The organism is Curtobacterium sp. SORGH_AS_0776 (assembly GCF_031453355.1).
Taxonomy (GTDB): domain Bacteria; phylum Actinomycetota; class Actinomycetes; order Actinomycetales; family Microbacteriaceae; genus Curtobacterium.
Genome location: NZ_JAVIYU010000001.1, coordinates 2,988,601 through 3,006,020 on the forward strand (window position 1 = coordinate 2,988,601; position 17,420 = coordinate 3,006,020).

Below are 17,420 nucleotides of genomic sequence, written 5' to 3' on the forward strand. Positions count from 1 at the left end.
GCGCGCGTCAGCTCGCGGTCTCGACCAGGTCCGGAGCGCCGCCGACGTCGGCCGTCCCCGGGGTACCGTTCACCTCGGCCCACACCGCGTCGAGGGACAGCCCGACGACCCCGGCGACGGACGCGATGGTTGAGAACGCCGGCGTCGCGATGCGGCCGGTCTCGATCTTCCGCAGCGTCTCCGGCGAGATCCCGGCCCGCAGCGCCGTGTCGAGCATCGAGCGCTCCCCGCGGGCACGACGGAGCAGCGCGCCGAGGCGCCGACCACGGGCGAGCTCGTCGGGGTTGAGCGGGAGACGGACCATGTGCCCACACTAATACCGGTCTTCCAGTACCGGTATGATCATCCCATGATCGAGATCCTCACCCCGGCCGAGGTCGACCGGGCCCGCGCCACCGGAGCCCTCGTCGGCACGATCCTGCAGACCCTGCGCGAGCGCACCCGCGTCGGCACGAACCTGCTCGAGATCGACCGGTGGACGAAGGCGATGATCGAGGACGCCGGCGCCGACTCCTGCTACGTCGACTACGCCCCGTCGTTCGGACGCGGGCCGTTCGGCCACCACGTGTGCACCGCCGTCAACGACGCCGTCCTGCACGGGCTCCCCCACGACCGGACCCTGCAGGACGGCGACCTGCTGACGCTCGACCTGGCCGTGTCGCTCGACGGCATCGCCGCCGACGCCGCCGTCAGCTTCGTGGTCGGCACACCGGACCCGGCCGACCTGGCCCTCATCGACGCCACCGAGCGCGCCCTCGCCGCAGCGATCGAGACCGCCGGCCCCGGGGTCCGCACGGGCGACCTGTCGCACGCCATCGGCACGGTGCTCGAGGGCGCCGGCTACCCCGTCAACGTCGAGTTCGGCGGCCACGGCATCGGCTCGACGATGCACCAGGACCCGCACGTGTCGAACACCGGGCGCCCCGGACGCGGCTACACCCTCCGCCCCGGGCTGCTCCTCGCGCTCGAGCCGTGGGTGATGGCGGACACCGACGTGCTCGTCACCGACCCGGACGGCTGGACGCTCCGCAGCGCCACGGGAGCACGCACCGCGCACACCGAGCACACCGTGGCGATCACCGAGGACGGCGTCGAGGTCCTCACGCTCCCACGCTGACCGGAGCCCCACCCGCCGCGACCGCGAGCACCACGTCGACCGCGGGGAAGAGCACCGAGACCGGCTGCGACACCCCGTCCAGGACCGCCGTGCCCCGCCCCAGGTCGACATCGACGCGGGTCGGGTCCACCCGGAGTCCTCGGCCGTCACGCTTCAGGACGGCCTCCTTCACCGCCCAGCACGCCGCCCGGGCAGTGTCGTCAACGGACCGGGCGAGCTCCCCGGGCGTGAACGCGTCGAGCGGGGCCGCTGCGACCCGCGACACGCGCTCGAGGTCGACGCCGATCCCTGGTGGTCCGACGGCCAGTGCGACGAGGTCGGTGGTCCGTGCGAGGCTCACGCCGACGGCGGAGCCGTCGACCTCGGCCCAGGGGCGGCCGTGGTCCGTCGCGGCGCAGTGTGGGCAGACGCGCCCCGCGCGCACGGCCGACACGTCGACACCCGCCGCCGACTCGACGGCGGAGAGCAGCGCCTCCCGGTCCGAGTCGGCACTGCCGCCGGACCGCCGGATCGTCACCACGACGGTCTGGAGGCGCGGGAAACTCACGCAGGCGAGCCTACGTCGGGTGGTTCAGGCGTGGGTGAGCGCGATGAGCGCGACGTTCATCGTGCTGTAGAGCCCTTCGGACCGGGTCGCCTGGCGCACCCGTCCGCGGAGGACCTCGTAGCGGCCGTCGTGCTCGCGCACGAAGCCGATGACACCGCTCGCCGGCGTCGACACACGGTGGTAGCCGTCCTCGAGTGGGACGACCTCGGTGCTGGTTGTTCGCTCCATTGCTGTTCCCCTGTCTCGTTCGTCGTCGAACGCTCCCCGAGCATACCCCGGTCCGGGGTACAACACCTGCACAGGCCCGGGGTTCCACGAGGGTTCGCCCGGAGTCTGTCCGAGCGCTGCGCGGCGTGGATAGACTCCGGGCAACAGCGCTCCGGGGCGCGGTTCCGGGGGTACTCGGACCGTGACCACGGCGACGGACGGAGGACGGATGCGAGCGGTCCAGGGCGGATCGGCCACGGGCAGGACGAGGACCGACAGGGGGACGCCGGGGCTGGTGGGACGCATCGCTGCGGCACTCCTGGCCGTGTTCCTCGTGCTGGCGCCGGCGGCGACGGCGCGAGCGACCGCACCGGTCGACCTCGGTGGCGCGTACGTCCTCGACGAAGCCGACGTGCTCAGCTCCTCGCAGCAGTCCCGGATCGAGAACGCCGTGCAACAGCTCTACACGGACACGAAGACCCAGCTCTACGTCGTCTTCGTCCCGACGTTCACGAACCCGTCGGACCACACCGAGTGGGGCGCCGCGACGATGTCGGCGAACCAGATCGACTCCGACGGCATCCTGTTGTCGGTCGCCGTCGACGACCGGAACTACGACGTCCAGCAGACGAACGAGACGAGCATCTCTTCGTCCGACGTCCAGTCCGCGGTGGACGACGACCTGCTGCCGGCCCTGAAGAAGAGCGACTGGTCCGGGGCCGCGCTCGCCTTCGCGAACGGCCTCGCCGACACCCAGGCGCCGCCGGACCTCACCTGGCTGTGGATCCTCCTCGCCGTCGTGGTCGTCGCGGTCGTCGTCGTGGTGCTCGTCATCCGGACGCGGAACAAGCGCCGGACGGCCGCCGCGACGAAGGCGCAGGAAGCGTCCCTCGCCGACCTCGAGCGGACCGCCGGGGGCGCCCTCGTGACGATCGACGACGAGCTGCGCACCGCCGAGCAAGAGGTCGGGTTCGCCACCGCGCAGTTCGGGGCCGACGCCGCGAAGCCCTTCGCGGAGGCGGTCGCCGCGGCGCAGCAAGCCGTCCGCAAGGCGTTCACGTTCCAGCAGCAGCTCGACGACGAGATCCCGGACTCCCCGCAGCAGCGCGCCGACTGGGCGAACCAGATCATCGCCATCTGCGAACAGGCGCACGCCTCGATCGAGGAGCAGACGGAGTCGTTCGACAAGCTCCGCTCGCTCGAGGACGGCGTCGAGGAAGCCGCTGCCGCGCTCGCGCAGGCCGTCGCCGCCGCCCCGGCACTGGTCCAGCAGGCGAGCGCATCGCTGGACCGGATCCGCTCGGCGTACACCGGCCGGACCCTCGCGACCGTGTCGGACAGCGTCGACCAGGCCGAGCAGGTCCTCGCCTACGCGACCGAACGGTCCCAGGCGGCCACCGCAGCGATCGCCGCGGGCGACAAGGGCGAGGCGGTCGTCGCCGTGCGCGACGCCCAGCACGCCCTCGCGCAGGTGCAGCAGCTCACGTCGAGCGCGAGCGCTGCCGAGGCGAGCTTCGCCGAGGCCACCGCACGCGCCGAGGCGATGCGCGTCGACATCGAGGGCGACGTCGCCGCGGCGCGCACCCTCACCGTCGGCGGACCGGAACTCGCCGCCGCGGTCACCCGTGCCGAGACCGTCCTGCGGCAGGGCTTCGACCCGAAGGACCCGATCACCGCGGTCGACGCCCTCACCAAGGCGAACACCGAGATCGACCAGGCCATCGCCGCGGCCCGTGGCGCCGAGGAACAGCAGCGTCGGGCGTCCCGTGCGCTCGACGACGCGCTCCGCGACGCCCGGAACCGGATCAGCCAGGCGCGCGAGTTCATCTCCCTGCACCGCGGCGGGGTCGGACCGACGGCGCGGACGCGGCTGTCCGAAGCCCAACGAGCACTCGACGACGCCGTCCAGCTCGCCACGACGGACCCGGGGCAGGCGCTGCAGGCAGCGCGTGCGGCCGAGCAGTACGCGGCGGCCGCGATGGACGCCGCGAACGACGACATGGGCGGCTGGGGCGGTGGCGGCGGCTTCGGCGGCGGTGGCGGCAACGGCGCGCAGCTCGGCGGCCTCGTCACCGGCATCGTGCTCGGTGGCCTGCTCGGCGGTCGCGGCGGCAGCTACGGGGGCGGCTCCTTCGGGGGTGGCGGCTTCGGCGGAGGCGGCGGCTTCGGGGGCGGCGGCGGCTTCGGCGGCGGAGGCGGCGGAGGCGGGGGCGGTTTCTCCGGCGGCGGCCGCTTCTAGACCGGGCACCACAGACCAACAGCACCACACCAGTCCTTCCACGAAAGGGAACAGCAATGGCAAAGCAGACGATCTTCGGGCGGATCTCGACCCTCGTCCGGGCGAACATCAACCAGCTCATCGACGACGCCGAGGATCCCCAGAAGATGCTCGACCAGCTCGTGCGGGACTACACGAACAACATCGCGGACGCCAAGACGGCGATCGCGCAGACGATCGGCAACGTCCGACTGCTCGAGCAGGACCACGAAGAGGACAAGCGGGCAGCGGTGGAGTGGGGCCAGAAGGCCGCCAACGCCTCCTCTGCTGCGGACAAGTACCGCACCGAGGGCAAGACGGCCGAGGCGGACAAGTTCGACAACCTCGCCAAGATCGCGATCGGCAAGCAGATCGCGGCCGAGCAGGAGGTCAAGGACGCCGAGCCGAACCTCGCCTCGCAGAACGAGGCGGTGGAGAAGCTCAAGTCGGGCCTCGCCGGCATGGAGCAGAAGCTCGAGGAGCTCCGCTCGAAGCGCGACAACCTCGTCGCCCGGTCGAAGACGGCCGAGGCGCAGTCCAAGGTCAACGACGCGCTCGGCAACATCGACGTGCTCGACCCGACGAGCGACCTCGGCCGCTTCGAGGAGAAGGTGCGCCGCGAAGAGGCGAAGGTCCTCGGCCAGCAGGAGCTGCAGTCGTCGAGCCTCGACTCGCAGTTCGAGAGCCTCGAGGACGTGGGCAAGGACGCCGAGGTCGAGGCACGGCTCGCCGCCCTGAAGTCCGGCGGTTCGTCGAGCATCTGACGCGCTCCTCGGACGACGCCGGACCCCGCCTGACAGACTGGCACGATGCAGTTCCTCGTGGTCGGTCAGTGGCAGGGTTCGGCGTCGTCCCGTGCGATGCGCCTCGGGGACGGAGCCGCGGCGATCGCGGCCGACCTCCCGCGCGCGTCGACCACCGTGGTCGACGTCCCGGCGGGAGCCGGCGACCGTCTCGAGACGGCCGTCGCCCGGTACACCTCGGTGCTCTCGGTGGCCGAACGCGTCGCCGAGGAGACCACGGTGTCGAGCGAGCCGGTCCTCGTCGTCGGCGGTGACGGTGCGAGCGTGCTCGGCGCCACGGTCGGGCTCGGACCGGACACCGCCTTCGTGCGGATCGCGGGGTCGAGCGGGTTCCGCGCACTCAACCGCGCGCAGCCCGTCGCCGCCGAGACCGCCGTGCTCCGCATCCTCGTGGACCGCCCCGACGACCTGTTCCCGGCGCTTCCGACCCTGGCGACCTCGTCCGTCGTCGTCGCCGGGGTGCGTGGGGTCGAGGACGCCGAGGCAGGTGCCCTCGACCGTGCCGGGATCGTGCACCTCGACGTCGACGCCGCCACCCCGGACGCGATCGCGGCAGCGGTGGACGCCACCGGTGCCCACGCGGTGTTCGTGCACGTCGACCTGGACGTCCTCGACCCGTCAGAGGTCGACGGGCTGCTCGAGCCCGTCCCGTTCGGGTTGGACGGCGCCGGACTCGTCGAGCGCATCCAGGCCGCCACGCGCGGACGACGCCTGGCGGGCGCGGCCCTCACCGGGTTCGCGCCGGTCGACCCGGACCGCGCGGTCGACGACCTCGGCGTCATCCTGCGTGCGGTCGGCGCGCTGACGAGCGCGTCCCGCACCGCCTGACGGTCCCGGCGCTCCCCCGCGGACCCGTTCTCCAGGGGTACGCACCGCGCCCGGCATGACCCATGCCGATCCGCGTACGCTCGGCGACATGACGGACTACGACCTCATCGTGATCGGCGCCGGCGCAGTCGGCGAGAACGTGGCGGACTACGCCAAGAAGCGCGGCCTGTCGGTCGCCATCGTGGAGGCCGAGCTCGTCGGCGGCGAGTGCTCCTACTGGGCGTGCATGCCGTCCAAGGCCCTGCTGCGCAGCGGGCACGCCCTCGCCGCGGCGAAGCGGCTCGACGGTGCGAAGCAGGCGGTCACGGGCGACCTCGACGCGGCGCACGTGCTCGCCCGACGGAACTCCTTCACCTCGGACTGGAAGGACGACGGCCAGGTCTCGTGGCTCGAGTCCGCCGACATCGACCTCATCCGCGGCCACGCCCGGATCACCGGCGAGAAGACGATCGAGGTCGACGGCACGACCTACACGGCGGCCGCGGCGATCGCGGTCGTCACGGGCTCGCTGCACATCCTCCCCGACGTCCCGGGGCTCGCCGACGCGACGCCGTGGGGCACGCGTGAGGCCACCAGTGCGCAGACGGTGCCCGAGAGCCTGCTCGTCATCGGCGGCGGGGTCTCCGGCTCGGAGCTCGCGACCGCGTGGGCGTCCCTCGGGGCGAAGGTCACGCTCGTCGCACGGCACGGGCTGCTCGGCGGCATGGAGCCGTTCGCGGGAGAGCTCGTCGCCGACTCCCTCCGCGAGCTGGGCGTCGACGTCCGCACCGGCGTGAACCCCACCCGCGTCGACCGCGACGAGCATGGCCTCGTCACGACGACGCTCGACGACGGCTCGACGGTCATCACGAGCGAGGTCCTCGCCGCGACCGGACGCGCCGCGACCACGAAGGACCTCGGCCTCGAGTCCGTCGGGCTGACCGCGGGCGACTGGCTGCAGGTCGACGACACGATGCTCGTGCAGGGCACCGACTGGCTCTACGCCGTCGGCGACGTCAACCACCGCGTGCTCCTCACCCACCAGGGCAAGTACCAGGCGCGTGCCGCGGGCGAAGCGATCGCCGCCCGGCACCAGGGCACGCCGCTGCACACCGAACCGTGGGGTGCGCACGTCGCCACCGCCGACCACGCTGCGGTCCCGCAGGTCACCTTCACCGATCCCGAGGTCGCGAGCGTCGGCCTGACCGAGGCCAAGGCACGCGAGCAGGGGCTGAACGTCCGCGCGGTCGAGTACGAGCTCGGCAACGTCGCCGGCGCCTCACTGCAGGCGGACGGCTACACCGGGCGGGCGAAGATGGTCGTCGACGAGGACCGCGGGGTCGTCGTCGGCGTGACCTTCGTCGGGCAGGACGTCGCCGAGATGCTGCACGCCGCGACGATCGCCGTCGTGGGCGAGGTGCCGGTCGACCGCCTCTGGCACGCCGTCCCCGCCTACCCGACGATGAACGAGATCTGGCTGCGACTGCTCGAGACCTACGGCCGCCCGGAGTAGCGGTGCGGAACCCCCTGCTCGACTCCCCCGTGTCCCGGGCGGGGTGGGCGTTCGCGACCGTGGTCGGCCTCGCCGTCGGCGTCCCGCTCTCCACCGGGAAGGTGCGGGTCGTCGACGGGCTGATCGTGTGCACCGGGCTGCCGCGGTGGGTGTTCCGCCGAGGTGGCACGTGCGTGGGGTCGGTCTACCTCACGCGGGACAACGACGGCGACCGGGTGCTCCGGCACGAGCGGGTGCACGTCGACCAGTGGCGGCGGTACGGGATGCTCATGCCGATCGTGTACGCGTTGGCGGGGCAGGATCCGCTGCGGAACCGGTTCGAGATCGAGGCCGGGCTCGAGGACGGCAACTACCGCTGACGCTCGGCGCGCCCGCGCGCCCGCCCCGAGGTCGCACGACACGCCGCGCGTGCGGCGGCGAGGTCGCACGAAGTGCCGCGCGCCGGGCGCGCGAGCGGCAGTTCTCGCGACCTCGCGGGGGTGGAGCTGGCCGACACCCCGACGGGAGGCGCGGGACGGTCTCGCACCGTGCCTCCCGTCCGGAACGGTGTGCGCCCACCGCGACGGGTCACGTCCGTCTCGAGGTCGCACGACACGCCGTGGGCGTGACGCCCGGGTCGCACGAAGTGCCGCCCGCGGCGCGCGCGAGCGGCACTTCGTGCGACCTGACCGGGCGCCAGCGCCAGCGCCCGCGCGCCCGCGCCGCGGCGCGCAGCGCGTCAGGCCGCGGGGCGCCGCGGCACCACGAGGGGCGTGCCCGTCTCGGGGTCGGCGACGACCACGCACGGCAGCCCGAACACGTCCTCGACGAGGTCGGCCGTCACCACCGACGCCGGCGGCCCCGACGCCACGATCGACCCGTCACGCATCGCGATCACGTGCGTGGCGTACCGCGCCGCCTGGTTGAGGTCGTGCAGCACCGCGACGACCGTCCGACCGGCCGCGTGCAACGCCGACGCCAGCTCGAGCACGTCGTACTGGTGCGCGATGTCCAGGAACGTCGTGGGCTCGTCGAGCAGGACGATGTCGGTCTCCTGCGCGAGCACCATCGCGATCCACACCCGCTGACGCTGGCCGCCGGACAGCTCGTCCACGCTGCGGTCGGCGAGCGACACGGTCGACGTCTGCTCGAGCGCGGCCTGCACGGCCCGCCGGTCCGACCCCGACGAGGGGTGCAGCAGGTCCTGGTGCGGGAACCGCCCCCGGGACACCAGGTCGCGCACGGTGATGCCGTCCGGCGCGATCGGGGTCTGCGGGAGCATCCCGACGCGGCGCGCGACGGCCTTCGGGCGGAGGGACGAGATCGGCGACCCGTCGAGGTACACGGTGCCGGCGGTCGGCTTCAGCGTCCGCGCGAACGACTTCAGCAGCGTCGACTTGCCGCACGCGTTCGGCCCGACGATGACGGTGAGTTCACCGTCCGGGATGTCGACGTCGAGCGCGGACACCACGACCCGGTCGTCGTACGCGAGCGTCAGCCCACGGGCCCCGAGCGCGGTCGCCGGCACAGACGACGCAGCCCCGGCACCGTCGGCGGAACCGGTCAATTCTCGGCCTTGCCGTGCCGCCAGTACCCCATGAACGCGACCTGCTTCCGGTCGAGCCCGACACCGCGCACGAGGTGCCGGCGGAGCTCCTTGACGCACCCGGCCTCGCCCGCGATCCAGGCGTAGACGGGCCGCGACTCGTCGCCGGCGGGAATGTCCCAGAGCACCTGCTCGTCGACGTCGACGTCCGTGAGCTCCCGCGCGTCGCCGCACGCCGGCCCCGCCGCGACGGTCGACGCCCAGGCGTGCACCTGGTCGGTCATCCGGACGCCGTGCGAGGCGCCGTTCCGGGCGATCCAGCGGACCTCGACCCCGGCGGGCGCGGTCACGGGCAGCCGGTCGGCGTCGGTCGGGACCTCGATGAAGACGTGGCCGATCGTGGCGACGTCGAGTGCCTCGAGGATGGCGCAGATGGCGGGGGCGGCGGTCTCGTCGCCGGCGAGCAGGATCCGGTTCGCGGCGCCGGGGTCGAACTCGGCCGCACCGGTCGGGAGCTCCGCGGGCGACGACGGCACCGCCGGCCCGACGATGCGCAGTTCGTCGCCGACCCGGCACTCCGAGACCCAGCGCGAGGCGGGTCCGGTGTCGCCGTGCGCGACGAAGTCGATGTCGAGCTCGCGGGCGTCCGGTCGGAAGGAGCGGACCGTGTAGGTGCGGAGCGGGTTCCGGACCGCGTCGGGCAGGGCACGCCAGGCGGCGTACCAGTCCTCGCCGTCGGGCAGGTCCGTGAAGCCGTGCCCGGGGATCGGCAGCACGATCTTGATGCGCTGGTCGAGGCCGACGGACGAGAACTCGGCGAGGGCGTCGCCCGTCAGGGTCACCCGGACGAAGTGCGGGGTGAGGGACGTGACGGCTGCCACGCGGACGGAGAAGACACGGTACCGGGCTGCCACGACGGCAAGTATGGCATGCCTTACCTAAGAGACCCAAGGGTCCGCACGGTGCGAGGATCGTCCCCGTGCCCGATGCCGACGACGAATTCGCAGACCTGGCCGACCTCGCCCACGCGAGCGGCGTGACGGCGCCGATGCGCGCCTCCAGGCAGGTGGTCCGCACCACCGACGGACAGGAGATCGCCGCGATCCGCTGGGACACGGCGGACGGCCAGGAGGCGCGGATCACCTACCTGCACGGGCTCGGCATCGACGCCCACAGCTTCGACCAGACCGCGCTCGCCGTCGGCGAGCCGGCGGTCGCCGTGGACCTGCCCGGCCACGGCCGGTCCGGGTGGCGCGACGACGCGGACTACGGGGCCGGCGCGACGGCACCGAGCGTGCTCGCGGCCCTCGACGCGCTCGGGGTCCGGCCCGGGATCGTCGTGGGGCACTCCCTCGGCGCGATCCTCGCCGCCCGACTGGCGGCGACCGCACCGGAGCGCGTCACCGGACTCGTGCTCGTCGACATGTCGCCGGACTTCGCCCAGCGAGCCGTCGACCGGATCGCCCGCGCGCTCGAGGCCGAGGAGCCGTTCACGTCGCTCGAGCAGGTCGTCGACCGCGCCGTGGAGGCCCGCGTCGGCGACGACCGCACGGTGCTCCTGCGTGAGGCCCGGCACACCACGCGACTCGGGGCCGACGGGCGGCTCGTGCGGCGCCACCACTTCCCGCACCTCCCCGCCGGCCACACCTCGTCGGTGGGGCGGTTCGCGGACGCGTGGCCGGACCTCGAGGCCCTCGACGTCCCGATCCTGCTCGTCCGCGGCGACCGCGGCTACGTGTCACCGAAGCTGCACGCGCAGTTCGCCGAGCGCCTGCCCGACGCCGAGATCGTCACGGTCGAGGCCCGGCACGCCGTGCAGAACCAGGCCCCCCTCGAACTGGCCACGGCGATCCGGGCATGGGCGGAACGTAACGGTTTGTTGCACCGGATCGAAGAACCGTCGCCGGAGCACCCCGGCCGCCGCTAACCTCGTGCAAGCGCGCGCGACGACCGTCGCCACCGCGCCGGAAGGAACCCACCACCCATGAGTCCGCTCCCCGCCCGCAGCACCTCCCGCCTCGGCCGCGCGGCCCTCGCCGCGACCGCGGTGGCCGTCGCATCGGCCCTCGTGCTGACCGGCTGCTCCGGATCCTCGAACGAGGACGGCGGCACCGACGCCACCGTCCGCGTCGGCCTCGTCCTCGAACCGACGAGCCTCGACATCCGCACGCAGTCCGGTGCCGCACTCGACCAGGTGCTCATCGACAACGTCTACCAGGGGCTCGTCGGCCGCACGGCGGACGGTGACGTCCGCGACGTGCTGGCGTCGAAGCACCAGGTGTCGGACGACGGCCTGACGTACACGTTCACGCTGCGCGACGGCACCACGTTCCAGGACGGCAAGGACGTCACCGCGGCCGACGTCGTCTGGTCGCTGCAGCAGGTCAAGTCGAACGATTCGTACGTCGACTCCGCGCAGCTCGCCAACGTGACGTCGATCTCGTCACCCTCCGCCGACACGGTCGTCCTCAAGCTCGCGAAGCCCGACTCCGACCTGCTCTGGAACCTCACGGGGCGCGCCGGCCTCGTGCTCGAGAAGGCGGCGAAGAACGACCTGTCGGACACCGCCAACGGCACCGGCCCGTACGAGGTGTCGAGCTGGAAGCAGGGCGACTCCCTCACCTTCGAGCGGAACGCCGACTACTGGGGCACGAAGGCGAAGGTCGCCAAGGTCGTCTTCCGGTACATCACGCAGCCGTCCACCGCGGTGAACGCCATGGCGAACGGCGACCTCGACGTGCAGACCGCCGTCGACGGCACGCTCAAGAGCCAGCTGCAGAACAGCTCGGACATCTCGCTGCACACCGGCAAGACGACCGACAAGTACACGCTCGCGTTCAACGACCAGAAGGCGCCCTTCACCGACAAGCGGGTGCGACAGGCGATCCGGCAGGCGATCGACGCCAAGGCGATCATCAAGGCGATCGGCGGCACCGGCGTCGAGCAGGGCGGCCCGATCCCCGAGCTCGACCCCGGCTACCAGGACCTCACCGACATCGACGCGTACGACCCCGCGAACGCGAAGAAGCTCCTGGCCGAGGCCGGTGCGACGAACCTGAAGCTCACGCTGACGTACGCGAACATCTACTCGGCGACGATCGGCGACGTGCTGAAGTCGCAGCTCGCCGACGTCGGCATCACCCTGACGGTCAAGCGCGTCGACTTCGCCACCTGGCTGTCGCAGGTGTTCGAAGCACCGAAGAGCGGCACGCACGACTTCGACCTGTCGATGGTGAACCACGTCGAGGCGCGCGACTTCGGCAACTGGGCGAACCCGGAGTACTACTTCGGCTACGACAACGCCGAGGTGCAGTCGCTCTACGCCGACTCGGTCGCCGCGACGGACGAAGCCGCCAAGGTCGCCGACCTGCAGAAGGCGGCGCGGATCGTCAGCGAGGACGCCGCCGGCGAGTGGCTCTACACGGCGACGTCGATCACCGCGGTGCGGAAGGGCGTCACGGGCTTCCCGTACGACGGCACGAACTCGCGCCTCGACCTGTCGAAGCTCGCCGTCAAGTGAGGCGGGCACGGACCACGGCTCCCGTAGCATCGGTGTCGTGACCCGGTTCCTCATCGGGCGGGTGCTCCTGCTCGTCGTCGGCCTGCTCGTGGCCAGCGCGATCATCTTCGCGACGCTCCGGGTGCTGCCCGGCGACGTGGCGCAGATCGTCGCGGGCACCCAGGCGTCGCCGGCGCAGGTGGCCGAACTGCGCCAGCAGCTCGGGCTCGACCGACCGGTCGTCGTGCAGTACCTGGACTGGATCGGCGGGCTGTTCCGCGGCGACCTCGGGCGGTCCCTCGTCACCGACGGACGGGTCGCACCCGAGATCGCCCAGAAGCTCAGCGTCACGCTGCCGCTCGCGGCCATGTCGCTCGTCGCCGCGCTCGTCATCGGGGTGCCGCTCGGCGTGCTCGCCGCGGTGCTGCGGCGTCGCCCGGGCGGGGCCGTCATCGCCTTCGTGGCGCAGGCGGTCGCGGCGATCCCGATCGTGTGGGCCGGCATGCTCCTCGTGGCGCTGTTCGCCGTCACGCTGCACTGGCTCCCGACGCAGGGCTTCCCGCTCGACGGCTGGGGGGAACCCGGTCGGGCGTTCGCCGCGCTCGTGCTGCCCGCGCTGACGATCGGCGCCGTCGAGGGTGCGGTGATCCTGCGCTTCACCCGCTCGGCGACCCTCGGGGTGCTCGACGCCGACCACGTCCGCACGGCGGCGGCGATCGGCCTCACCCGGACGCAGGCGCTCGTCAAGCACGGGCTCCCGTCGGTGGCGCTGACCGTGCTGGCCGTGCTCGGCGTGCAGATCGCCGGGCTCCTGGTCGGGGCCGTCGTCGTCGAACAGCTCTTCTCGCTCCCCGGTGTCGGGCGCATGCTCGTCACCGACGTCGGGCGCCGCGACATCACGAAGGTGCAGTCCGAGCTACTCGTGCTCACCGGGCTCGTGCTGCTCGTGGGCTTCGCCGTCGACGTCGTGCACCGCACGCTGGACCCCCGACAGCGCGAGGTGTCCGAGTGATCCGCCGCCTCCTCGCCCGGCCGACCGGGGTCTTCGCCGTGGTCGTCCTCGGCCTGCTCGTCGTCCTCGCCGTGGTGTCGCTCGTGTGGACGCCGCAGGACCCCTTCCGCGCCGACCCCTTCCACCAGTGGGAGCCGCCGAGCCCAGCGCACTGGTTCGGCACCGACGCCTCCGGCCGGGACATCGCGAGCTACCTGCTCGCCGGTACCCGCACGACCGTGCTCGTCGCGGTGGGCTCCGGCGTCATCGCGAGCGTCGTCGGCATGGTCCTCACCGCGATCGGCTCGCTCACCGCGCGCTGGCTCCGCGAGGGCACGGCCGTCCTGCTCGACATCCTCGTGGCGTTCCCGACCCTCCTCACCGCGATGCTGCTCACCGCGATCGCCGGCGGGTCGCTCGGCGTCGTGATCGTCAGCGTCGGCCTGTCCTTCGGCGTCACGATCGCCCGGGTGGCCCGCGGGGAGATCCGCCGCATCGCCCGGAGCGACTACGTCACCGCCGCGCGGGCGTCGGGCGTGGGCGGTGCCGGGGTGCTGTTCCGCCACCTCGTGCCGAACGCGGCGCCGCTGTTCACCGTGCAGCTCTCGCTCGCGATGGCCACCGCGGTCCTCGCCGAGGCCGGGCTCTCGTACCTCGGGTACGGCGCCGGCTCGAACACTGCCTCGTGGGGCAGCATGCTCGCCGACCTGCAGACGTACATCGGCGTGCACCCGTGGAGCGCCACCTGGCCCGGTGCGGCCATCGCCCTGGTCGTCGCGGCGCTGTCGCTGCTCGGCGACGCCGTCCGCGACGCGACGGACCCGCGCCTGACCACGAACGACCGCGCGGCCGGTGGCGGACCCGCGCCCCGCACGCCGGACGACCCGGCCACGACGAGCACGGGGGTGACCGCATGAGCGACGCGACCACTCCGAGCACCGCAGCCTCGGGGCTCGAGGTGCGGGGGTTGACGGTCCGCATCGACCGTCGGACGATCCTCGACGACGTGACGTTCACCGTGCCTCCTGGCCGCCGCGTCGGCGTGATCGGCGCGTCCGGGTCCGGCAAGTCGATGACCTCGCTCGCCCTGATGGGACTCGAGCCGACCGGCGCGACCGTCACCGGCAGCGTCCGGTTGGACGGCACCGAGCTCGTCGGTCTGCCCGACCGTGCGCGCGCCCGCCACCGCGGGGCCGGCATCGGGATGGTCTTCCAGGAACCCGGCACCGCGCTCGACCCGCTCCGCCGGGTCGGCGCGCAGATCGCCGAACCGCTGCGGCTGCACCGCTCACTCGACCGGCGTGCCGCAGCGGCCGCCGCGCTCGACCTCGCCGTCAGCGTGGGGCTGCCGGATCCCGAGTCGCTGCTGCGGCAGTACCCGCACCAGCTCTCGGGTGGGCAGCGGCAGCGGATCTGCATCGCGATGGCGATGGCGGGTCAGCCGTCCTACCTCGTGGCCGACGAACCCACCACGGCGCTCGACGTCACGACCGAGGCCCGGATCCTCGAGCTGTTCGAGGGCCTCACCGCGGGCATGGTCTTCGTCACGCACGACCTCGCGGTGCTCGCCCGGATCGCGGACACGGCCGTCGTGCTCGACGCCGGCCGGGTCGTCGAACACGGGTCGGTCGCAGGACTCCTCGCGGCGCCGCAGCACCCCGCGACGGCCGCCCTCGTCGACGCCGCCCGCGCCACCGCCCGTCGTGCCCCTCGGACCGGAGGCTCCGCATGACCGACGTCCTGCACGCCCGCGACCTGCACCGCACCTACCGGCTCCCCCGCCGCGGCCCGTTCGAACCCGGGCCCGTCCGGACCGCGGTGGACGGCGTCGACCTGACGGTCGCGCCCGGCGCACGCCTGGGGATCGTCGGCGAGTCCGGATCGGGCAAGTCGACGCTGGTGCGGCTGCTCGCCGGCCTGGAGGCGCCTTCCGCGGGCACCGTGACCGCCTCCGGTCGTCCGGTGGTGGCGTCCGGGTCCGCGGCCGCGATGCGCTGGTTCCGTCGCGAGACCGGGGTGGTCTTCCAGGACCCGTACGCCTCGCTCGACCCGCGGATGCGCGTGGGCGCGATCGTCGCGGAACCGCTGCGGGCGCTCCGGATCGACGGTTCGCACGACGCGCTCGTCCGGGACGTCCTCGCGCGCGTCGACCTCCCCGCCGACGTCGTCGACCGGTACCCGCACGAGTTCTCCGGCGGCCAACGGCAGCGCATCGCGATCGCCCGGGCCGTCGTGCACTCGCCGCGGATCCTGTTCGGGGACGAGCCGATGAGCGCCCTCGACGTGGTGGTCCGGGCCCGCGTGATCGAGCTGTTCCGGTCGCTCGCGGACGACCTCGGGCTGACGCTGGTGCTGGTGTCGCACGACATCGGCGTGGTGCAGCGGCTGTGCGACACGGTGGCGGTGATGTCCGCGGGCCGGATCGTCGAGCACGGGCCGGTGTCCCTGCTCGATGCGCCGGAGCACCCGGTGACCCGGGCCCTGGTGGAGGCGGCGCCCACGCTGCCGTAGCGCCGGCCGTGTGCGACTCCTGTTCGGCTGGGCGGGAGTCCTTGCCCACTGTGCGGGACCCTCGGGAGCATCGACGTGCATCGATCGCTTCTCGAAGGGGAGAACGCATGAGCACGTCGAACGACATCACCAGACGGACGGCACTCGGTCTCGGCATCGTCGCCACCACGTCGGCCGCGAGCGGGGTCCTCGGACCAGGGCGCGGCCGACCACACCTCGCCGCCACGGTCACGAAGGAGTTCGCGGCCGACACGACCACGCTGCTGAAGAACCCGCTCAACGGCTGGGCGCTGTACGGCTCGTCCACCCCGGCGGCGGACTACTGGACGCAGTACGACGACGTCCCGCTGCCCGACGGCACCACGATCACCGTGTCCGACCACGCCTCGGTGCTGTACATGCGGGTGTCGTGGACGATCCTCGAACCGTCAGAGGGCGTCTACGGATGGGACACGAACGCTGCCTTCGCGGGCATCCTCGCCGAGGCCCGCCGTCGGGGACTCCGGCTGGCGTTCCGCGTGGTGGTCGACAGCCGCGACAAGGCGTCGAACTTCACGCCCGACTGGGTGCGGGCCGCGGGTGCCTCCGGGTACGAGACGCAGACCGGCAGCAAGACGGTCTGGTCGCCCTACCCGGACGACCCGGTGTTCCAGGCGAAGTACGCGGCGTTCGTCGCCGCCTTCGCCGAGCAGTACGACGACCCGGAGACGACGGACTTCATCGACGGGTACGGCCTCGGCAAGTGGGGCGAGGGACACTCGATGCTCTACCGGGACGCCGCGAACCGCGAGCCCGTGTTCGACTGGATCATCGACCTGTACCAGCGGCACTTCACCACGGTGCCGCTGGCGCTGAACTACCACCGGATGATCGGCGGCGGGAAGGACTGGGGTGCGCCGGACCCCGAGAGCGAACGGATGCTCGACGGCGCGTACGAGAAGGGGTACGTCCTCCGCCACGACGCCTTCGGGATGACCACCTACTACTCCGACTGGGAGAGGTCGATGGCCGCGAAGTGGCGGTACCGGCGCCCGATCATCATGGAGGGCGGGTGGGTCACCGCCCAGCACGACGTCACGCAGGACCCCCGCGGCTACGAGACGGTCGCCGACGTGCGGCAGGGCGAGTTCGACGACTCCGTCGAGGCCCACGTCAACATGATGGACTTCCGGAACGGCGAGACACTCTCGTGGTTCGCCGCCGAGACCGCCCCGCTCACGCAGCGTTTCGACGCCGAGGGCGGGTACCGCCTCTACCCGTCGAAGGTCGTCGCCCCGGACGCGCTCCGTGCCGGCGGTACCGCTGCGATCACCCACGAGTGGACGAACCTCGGCTGGGGCTTCCTGCCGACGAACCTCCCGGTCTGGAAGCACAAGTACAAGGCCGCGCTCGCGCTGCTCGGGGCGGACGGAACGCCCGTCCGGGTCGTCGTGGACGCGGCGTCCGAGCCCTCGGACTGGCTGCGGGGCACGCCCACCGCGTACTCGTACACGCCGTCGGTCGCCGGCGTCGCCCGCGGCTCCTACCGCTGGGGCGTCGCGATCGTGGACACGACCCGGTCGGACACCCCGGCGATCGCGCTCGCGGCGCAGGGGACGACGACGAACGGCTGGCTCGTCGTCGGGGACGTCACGGTCTCCTGA

Annotated in this window: 18 protein-coding genes; 13 read left to right on the forward strand and 5 right to left on the reverse strand. The window is 72.7% G+C overall.

The window, feature by feature from the left end:
- Positions 1-7 precede the first annotated feature (7 nt).
- Positions 8-304 (reverse strand): helix-turn-helix transcriptional regulator, encoded by a 297-nt coding sequence (locus QE359_RS14615; RefSeq protein WP_309779721.1) that lies wholly within the window; start codon positions 302-304, stop codon positions 8-10.
- Between the two features lie 45 nt (positions 305-349).
- Here QE359_RS14615 and map point away from each other — a divergent pair, with 45 nt between their 5' ends.
- On the forward strand, positions 350-1,117 hold the full coding sequence (map, locus tag QE359_RS14620) for a type I methionyl aminopeptidase (RefSeq protein WP_309779722.1): 768 nt from the start codon (positions 350-352) through the stop codon (positions 1,115-1,117).
- On the opposite strand, the gene QE359_RS14625 is transcribed toward map, so the two are convergent.
- Entirely contained in the window at positions 1,101-1,664 is a 564-nt protein-coding gene (locus QE359_RS14625) for a 4'-phosphopantetheinyl transferase superfamily protein (protein ID WP_309779724.1), read from the reverse strand. The two genes, map and QE359_RS14625, sit on opposite strands and share 17 nt — an antisense overlap.
- Before the next feature lie 24 nt (positions 1,665-1,688).
- A complete protein-coding gene (locus tag QE359_RS14630; RefSeq protein WP_022905704.1) occupies positions 1,689-1,892 on the reverse strand; it encodes a hypothetical protein in 204 nt (67 codons plus the stop codon).
- A gap of 274 nt (positions 1,893-2,166) precedes the next feature.
- Here QE359_RS14630 and QE359_RS14635 point away from each other — a divergent pair, with 274 nt between their 5' ends.
- The 5 genes from QE359_RS14635 (at position 2,167) to QE359_RS14655 (ending at position 7,610) form a co-directional block, all read left to right on the forward strand.
- A complete protein-coding gene (locus QE359_RS14635) occupies positions 2,167-4,110 on the forward strand; it encodes a TPM domain-containing protein (RefSeq protein ID WP_309779726.1) in 1,944 nt (647 codons plus the stop codon).
- Between the two features lie 56 nt (positions 4,111-4,166).
- Positions 4,167-4,892: a PspA/IM30 family protein gene (locus QE359_RS14640; RefSeq protein ID WP_070416310.1), complete on the forward strand. Its 726-nt coding sequence runs from the start codon at positions 4,167-4,169 to the stop codon at positions 4,890-4,892.
- 45 nt (positions 4,893-4,937) lie between these two features.
- Positions 4,938-5,759 carry an arginase family protein gene (locus tag QE359_RS14645; protein WP_309779730.1) on the forward strand — a complete coding sequence of 274 codons (822 nt, stop codon included), beginning with the start codon at positions 4,938-4,940 and terminating at the stop codon, positions 5,757-5,759.
- An 88-nt stretch (positions 5,760-5,847) separates the two neighbouring features.
- Positions 5,848-7,251, forward strand: a complete 1,404-nt coding sequence (locus tag QE359_RS14650; RefSeq protein ID WP_092386928.1) for an NAD(P)/FAD-dependent oxidoreductase — start codon at positions 5,848-5,850, stop codon at positions 7,249-7,251.
- Positions 7,252-7,253: 2 nt separating this feature from the next.
- The gene (locus QE359_RS14655; RefSeq protein ID WP_309779732.1) at positions 7,254-7,610 is read left to right on the forward strand and encodes a Fe-S oxidoreductase; all 357 of its coding nucleotides are present in this window, start codon (positions 7,254-7,256) and stop codon (positions 7,608-7,610) included.
- A gap of 359 nt (positions 7,611-7,969) precedes the next feature.
- On the opposite strand, the gene QE359_RS14660 is transcribed toward QE359_RS14655, so the two are convergent.
- Positions 7,970-8,797 carry an ABC transporter ATP-binding protein gene (locus tag QE359_RS14660; protein ID WP_309779735.1) on the reverse strand — a complete coding sequence of 276 codons (828 nt, stop codon included), beginning with the start codon at positions 8,795-8,797 and terminating at the stop codon, positions 7,970-7,972.
- Positions 8,794-9,690, reverse strand: a complete 897-nt coding sequence (locus QE359_RS14665) for a siderophore-interacting protein (RefSeq protein WP_309779736.1) — start codon at positions 9,688-9,690, stop codon at positions 8,794-8,796. Before QE359_RS14665 ends, QE359_RS14660 begins: the two co-directional genes overlap by 4 nt.
- Before the next feature lie 65 nt (positions 9,691-9,755).
- On the opposite strand from QE359_RS14665, the gene QE359_RS14670 reads away from it, so the two are divergent.
- The 7 genes from QE359_RS14670 (at position 9,756) to QE359_RS14700 (ending at position 17,420) form a co-directional block, all read left to right on the forward strand.
- Entirely contained in the window at positions 9,756-10,703 is a 948-nt protein-coding gene (locus QE359_RS14670) for an alpha/beta fold hydrolase (RefSeq protein WP_309779737.1), read from the forward strand.
- A gap of 57 nt (positions 10,704-10,760) precedes the next feature.
- Positions 10,761-12,296 (forward strand): ABC transporter substrate-binding protein, encoded by a 1,536-nt coding sequence (locus QE359_RS14675; protein ID WP_309779738.1) that lies wholly within the window; start codon positions 10,761-10,763, stop codon positions 12,294-12,296.
- Between the two features lie 37 nt (positions 12,297-12,333).
- The gene (locus QE359_RS14680) at positions 12,334-13,287 is read left to right on the forward strand and encodes an ABC transporter permease (RefSeq protein ID WP_309779739.1); all 954 of its coding nucleotides are present in this window, start codon (positions 12,334-12,336) and stop codon (positions 13,285-13,287) included.
- A complete protein-coding gene (locus QE359_RS14685; RefSeq protein ID WP_309779740.1) occupies positions 13,284-14,183 on the forward strand; it encodes an ABC transporter permease in 900 nt (299 codons plus the stop codon). Before QE359_RS14680 ends, QE359_RS14685 begins: the two co-directional genes overlap by 4 nt.
- Positions 14,180-14,998, forward strand: coding sequence for an ABC transporter ATP-binding protein (locus QE359_RS14690; RefSeq protein WP_309779741.1), 819 nt, complete (start codon positions 14,180-14,182; stop codon positions 14,996-14,998). The genes QE359_RS14685 and QE359_RS14690 overlap by 4 nt, the downstream gene beginning before the upstream one ends.
- Positions 14,995-15,777, forward strand: coding sequence for a dipeptide/oligopeptide/nickel ABC transporter ATP-binding protein (locus QE359_RS14695; RefSeq protein ID WP_309779742.1), 783 nt, complete (start codon positions 14,995-14,997; stop codon positions 15,775-15,777). Before QE359_RS14690 ends, QE359_RS14695 begins: the two co-directional genes overlap by 4 nt.
- A 107-nt stretch (positions 15,778-15,884) precedes the next feature.
- Positions 15,885-17,420: a DUF4832 domain-containing protein gene (locus tag QE359_RS14700; RefSeq protein WP_309779743.1), complete on the forward strand. Its 1,536-nt coding sequence runs from the start codon at positions 15,885-15,887 to the stop codon at positions 17,418-17,420.

Coding starts and splice junctions, on each gene's coding strand:
- QE359_RS14640 (WP_070416310.1), top strand. CDS start 4,167: ATGGCAAAGCAGACGATCTTCGGGCGGATCTCGACCCTCGTCCGGGCG.
- QE359_RS14690 (WP_309779741.1), top strand. CDS start 14,180: ATGAGCGACGCGACCACTCCGAGCACCGCAGCCTCGGGGCTCGAGGTG.
- QE359_RS14675 (WP_309779738.1), top strand. CDS start 10,761: ATGAGTCCGCTCCCCGCCCGCAGCACCTCCCGCCTCGGCCGCGCGGCC.
- QE359_RS14695 (WP_309779742.1), top strand. CDS start 14,995: ATGACCGACGTCCTGCACGCCCGCGACCTGCACCGCACCTACCGGCTC.
- QE359_RS14630 (WP_022905704.1), bottom strand. CDS start 1,892: ATGGAGCGAACAACCAGCACCGAGGTCGTCCCACTCGAGGACGGCTAC.
- QE359_RS14645 (WP_309779730.1), top strand. CDS start 4,938: ATGCAGTTCCTCGTGGTCGGTCAGTGGCAGGGTTCGGCGTCGTCCCGT.
- QE359_RS14700 (WP_309779743.1), top strand. CDS start 15,885: ATGAGCACGTCGAACGACATCACCAGACGGACGGCACTCGGTCTCGGC.
- QE359_RS14615 (WP_309779721.1), bottom strand. CDS start 304: ATGGTCCGTCTCCCGCTCAACCCCGACGAGCTCGCCCGTGGTCGGCGC.
- QE359_RS14650 (WP_092386928.1), top strand. CDS start 5,848: ATGACGGACTACGACCTCATCGTGATCGGCGCCGGCGCAGTCGGCGAG.
- map (WP_309779722.1), top strand. CDS start 350: ATGATCGAGATCCTCACCCCGGCCGAGGTCGACCGGGCCCGCGCCACC.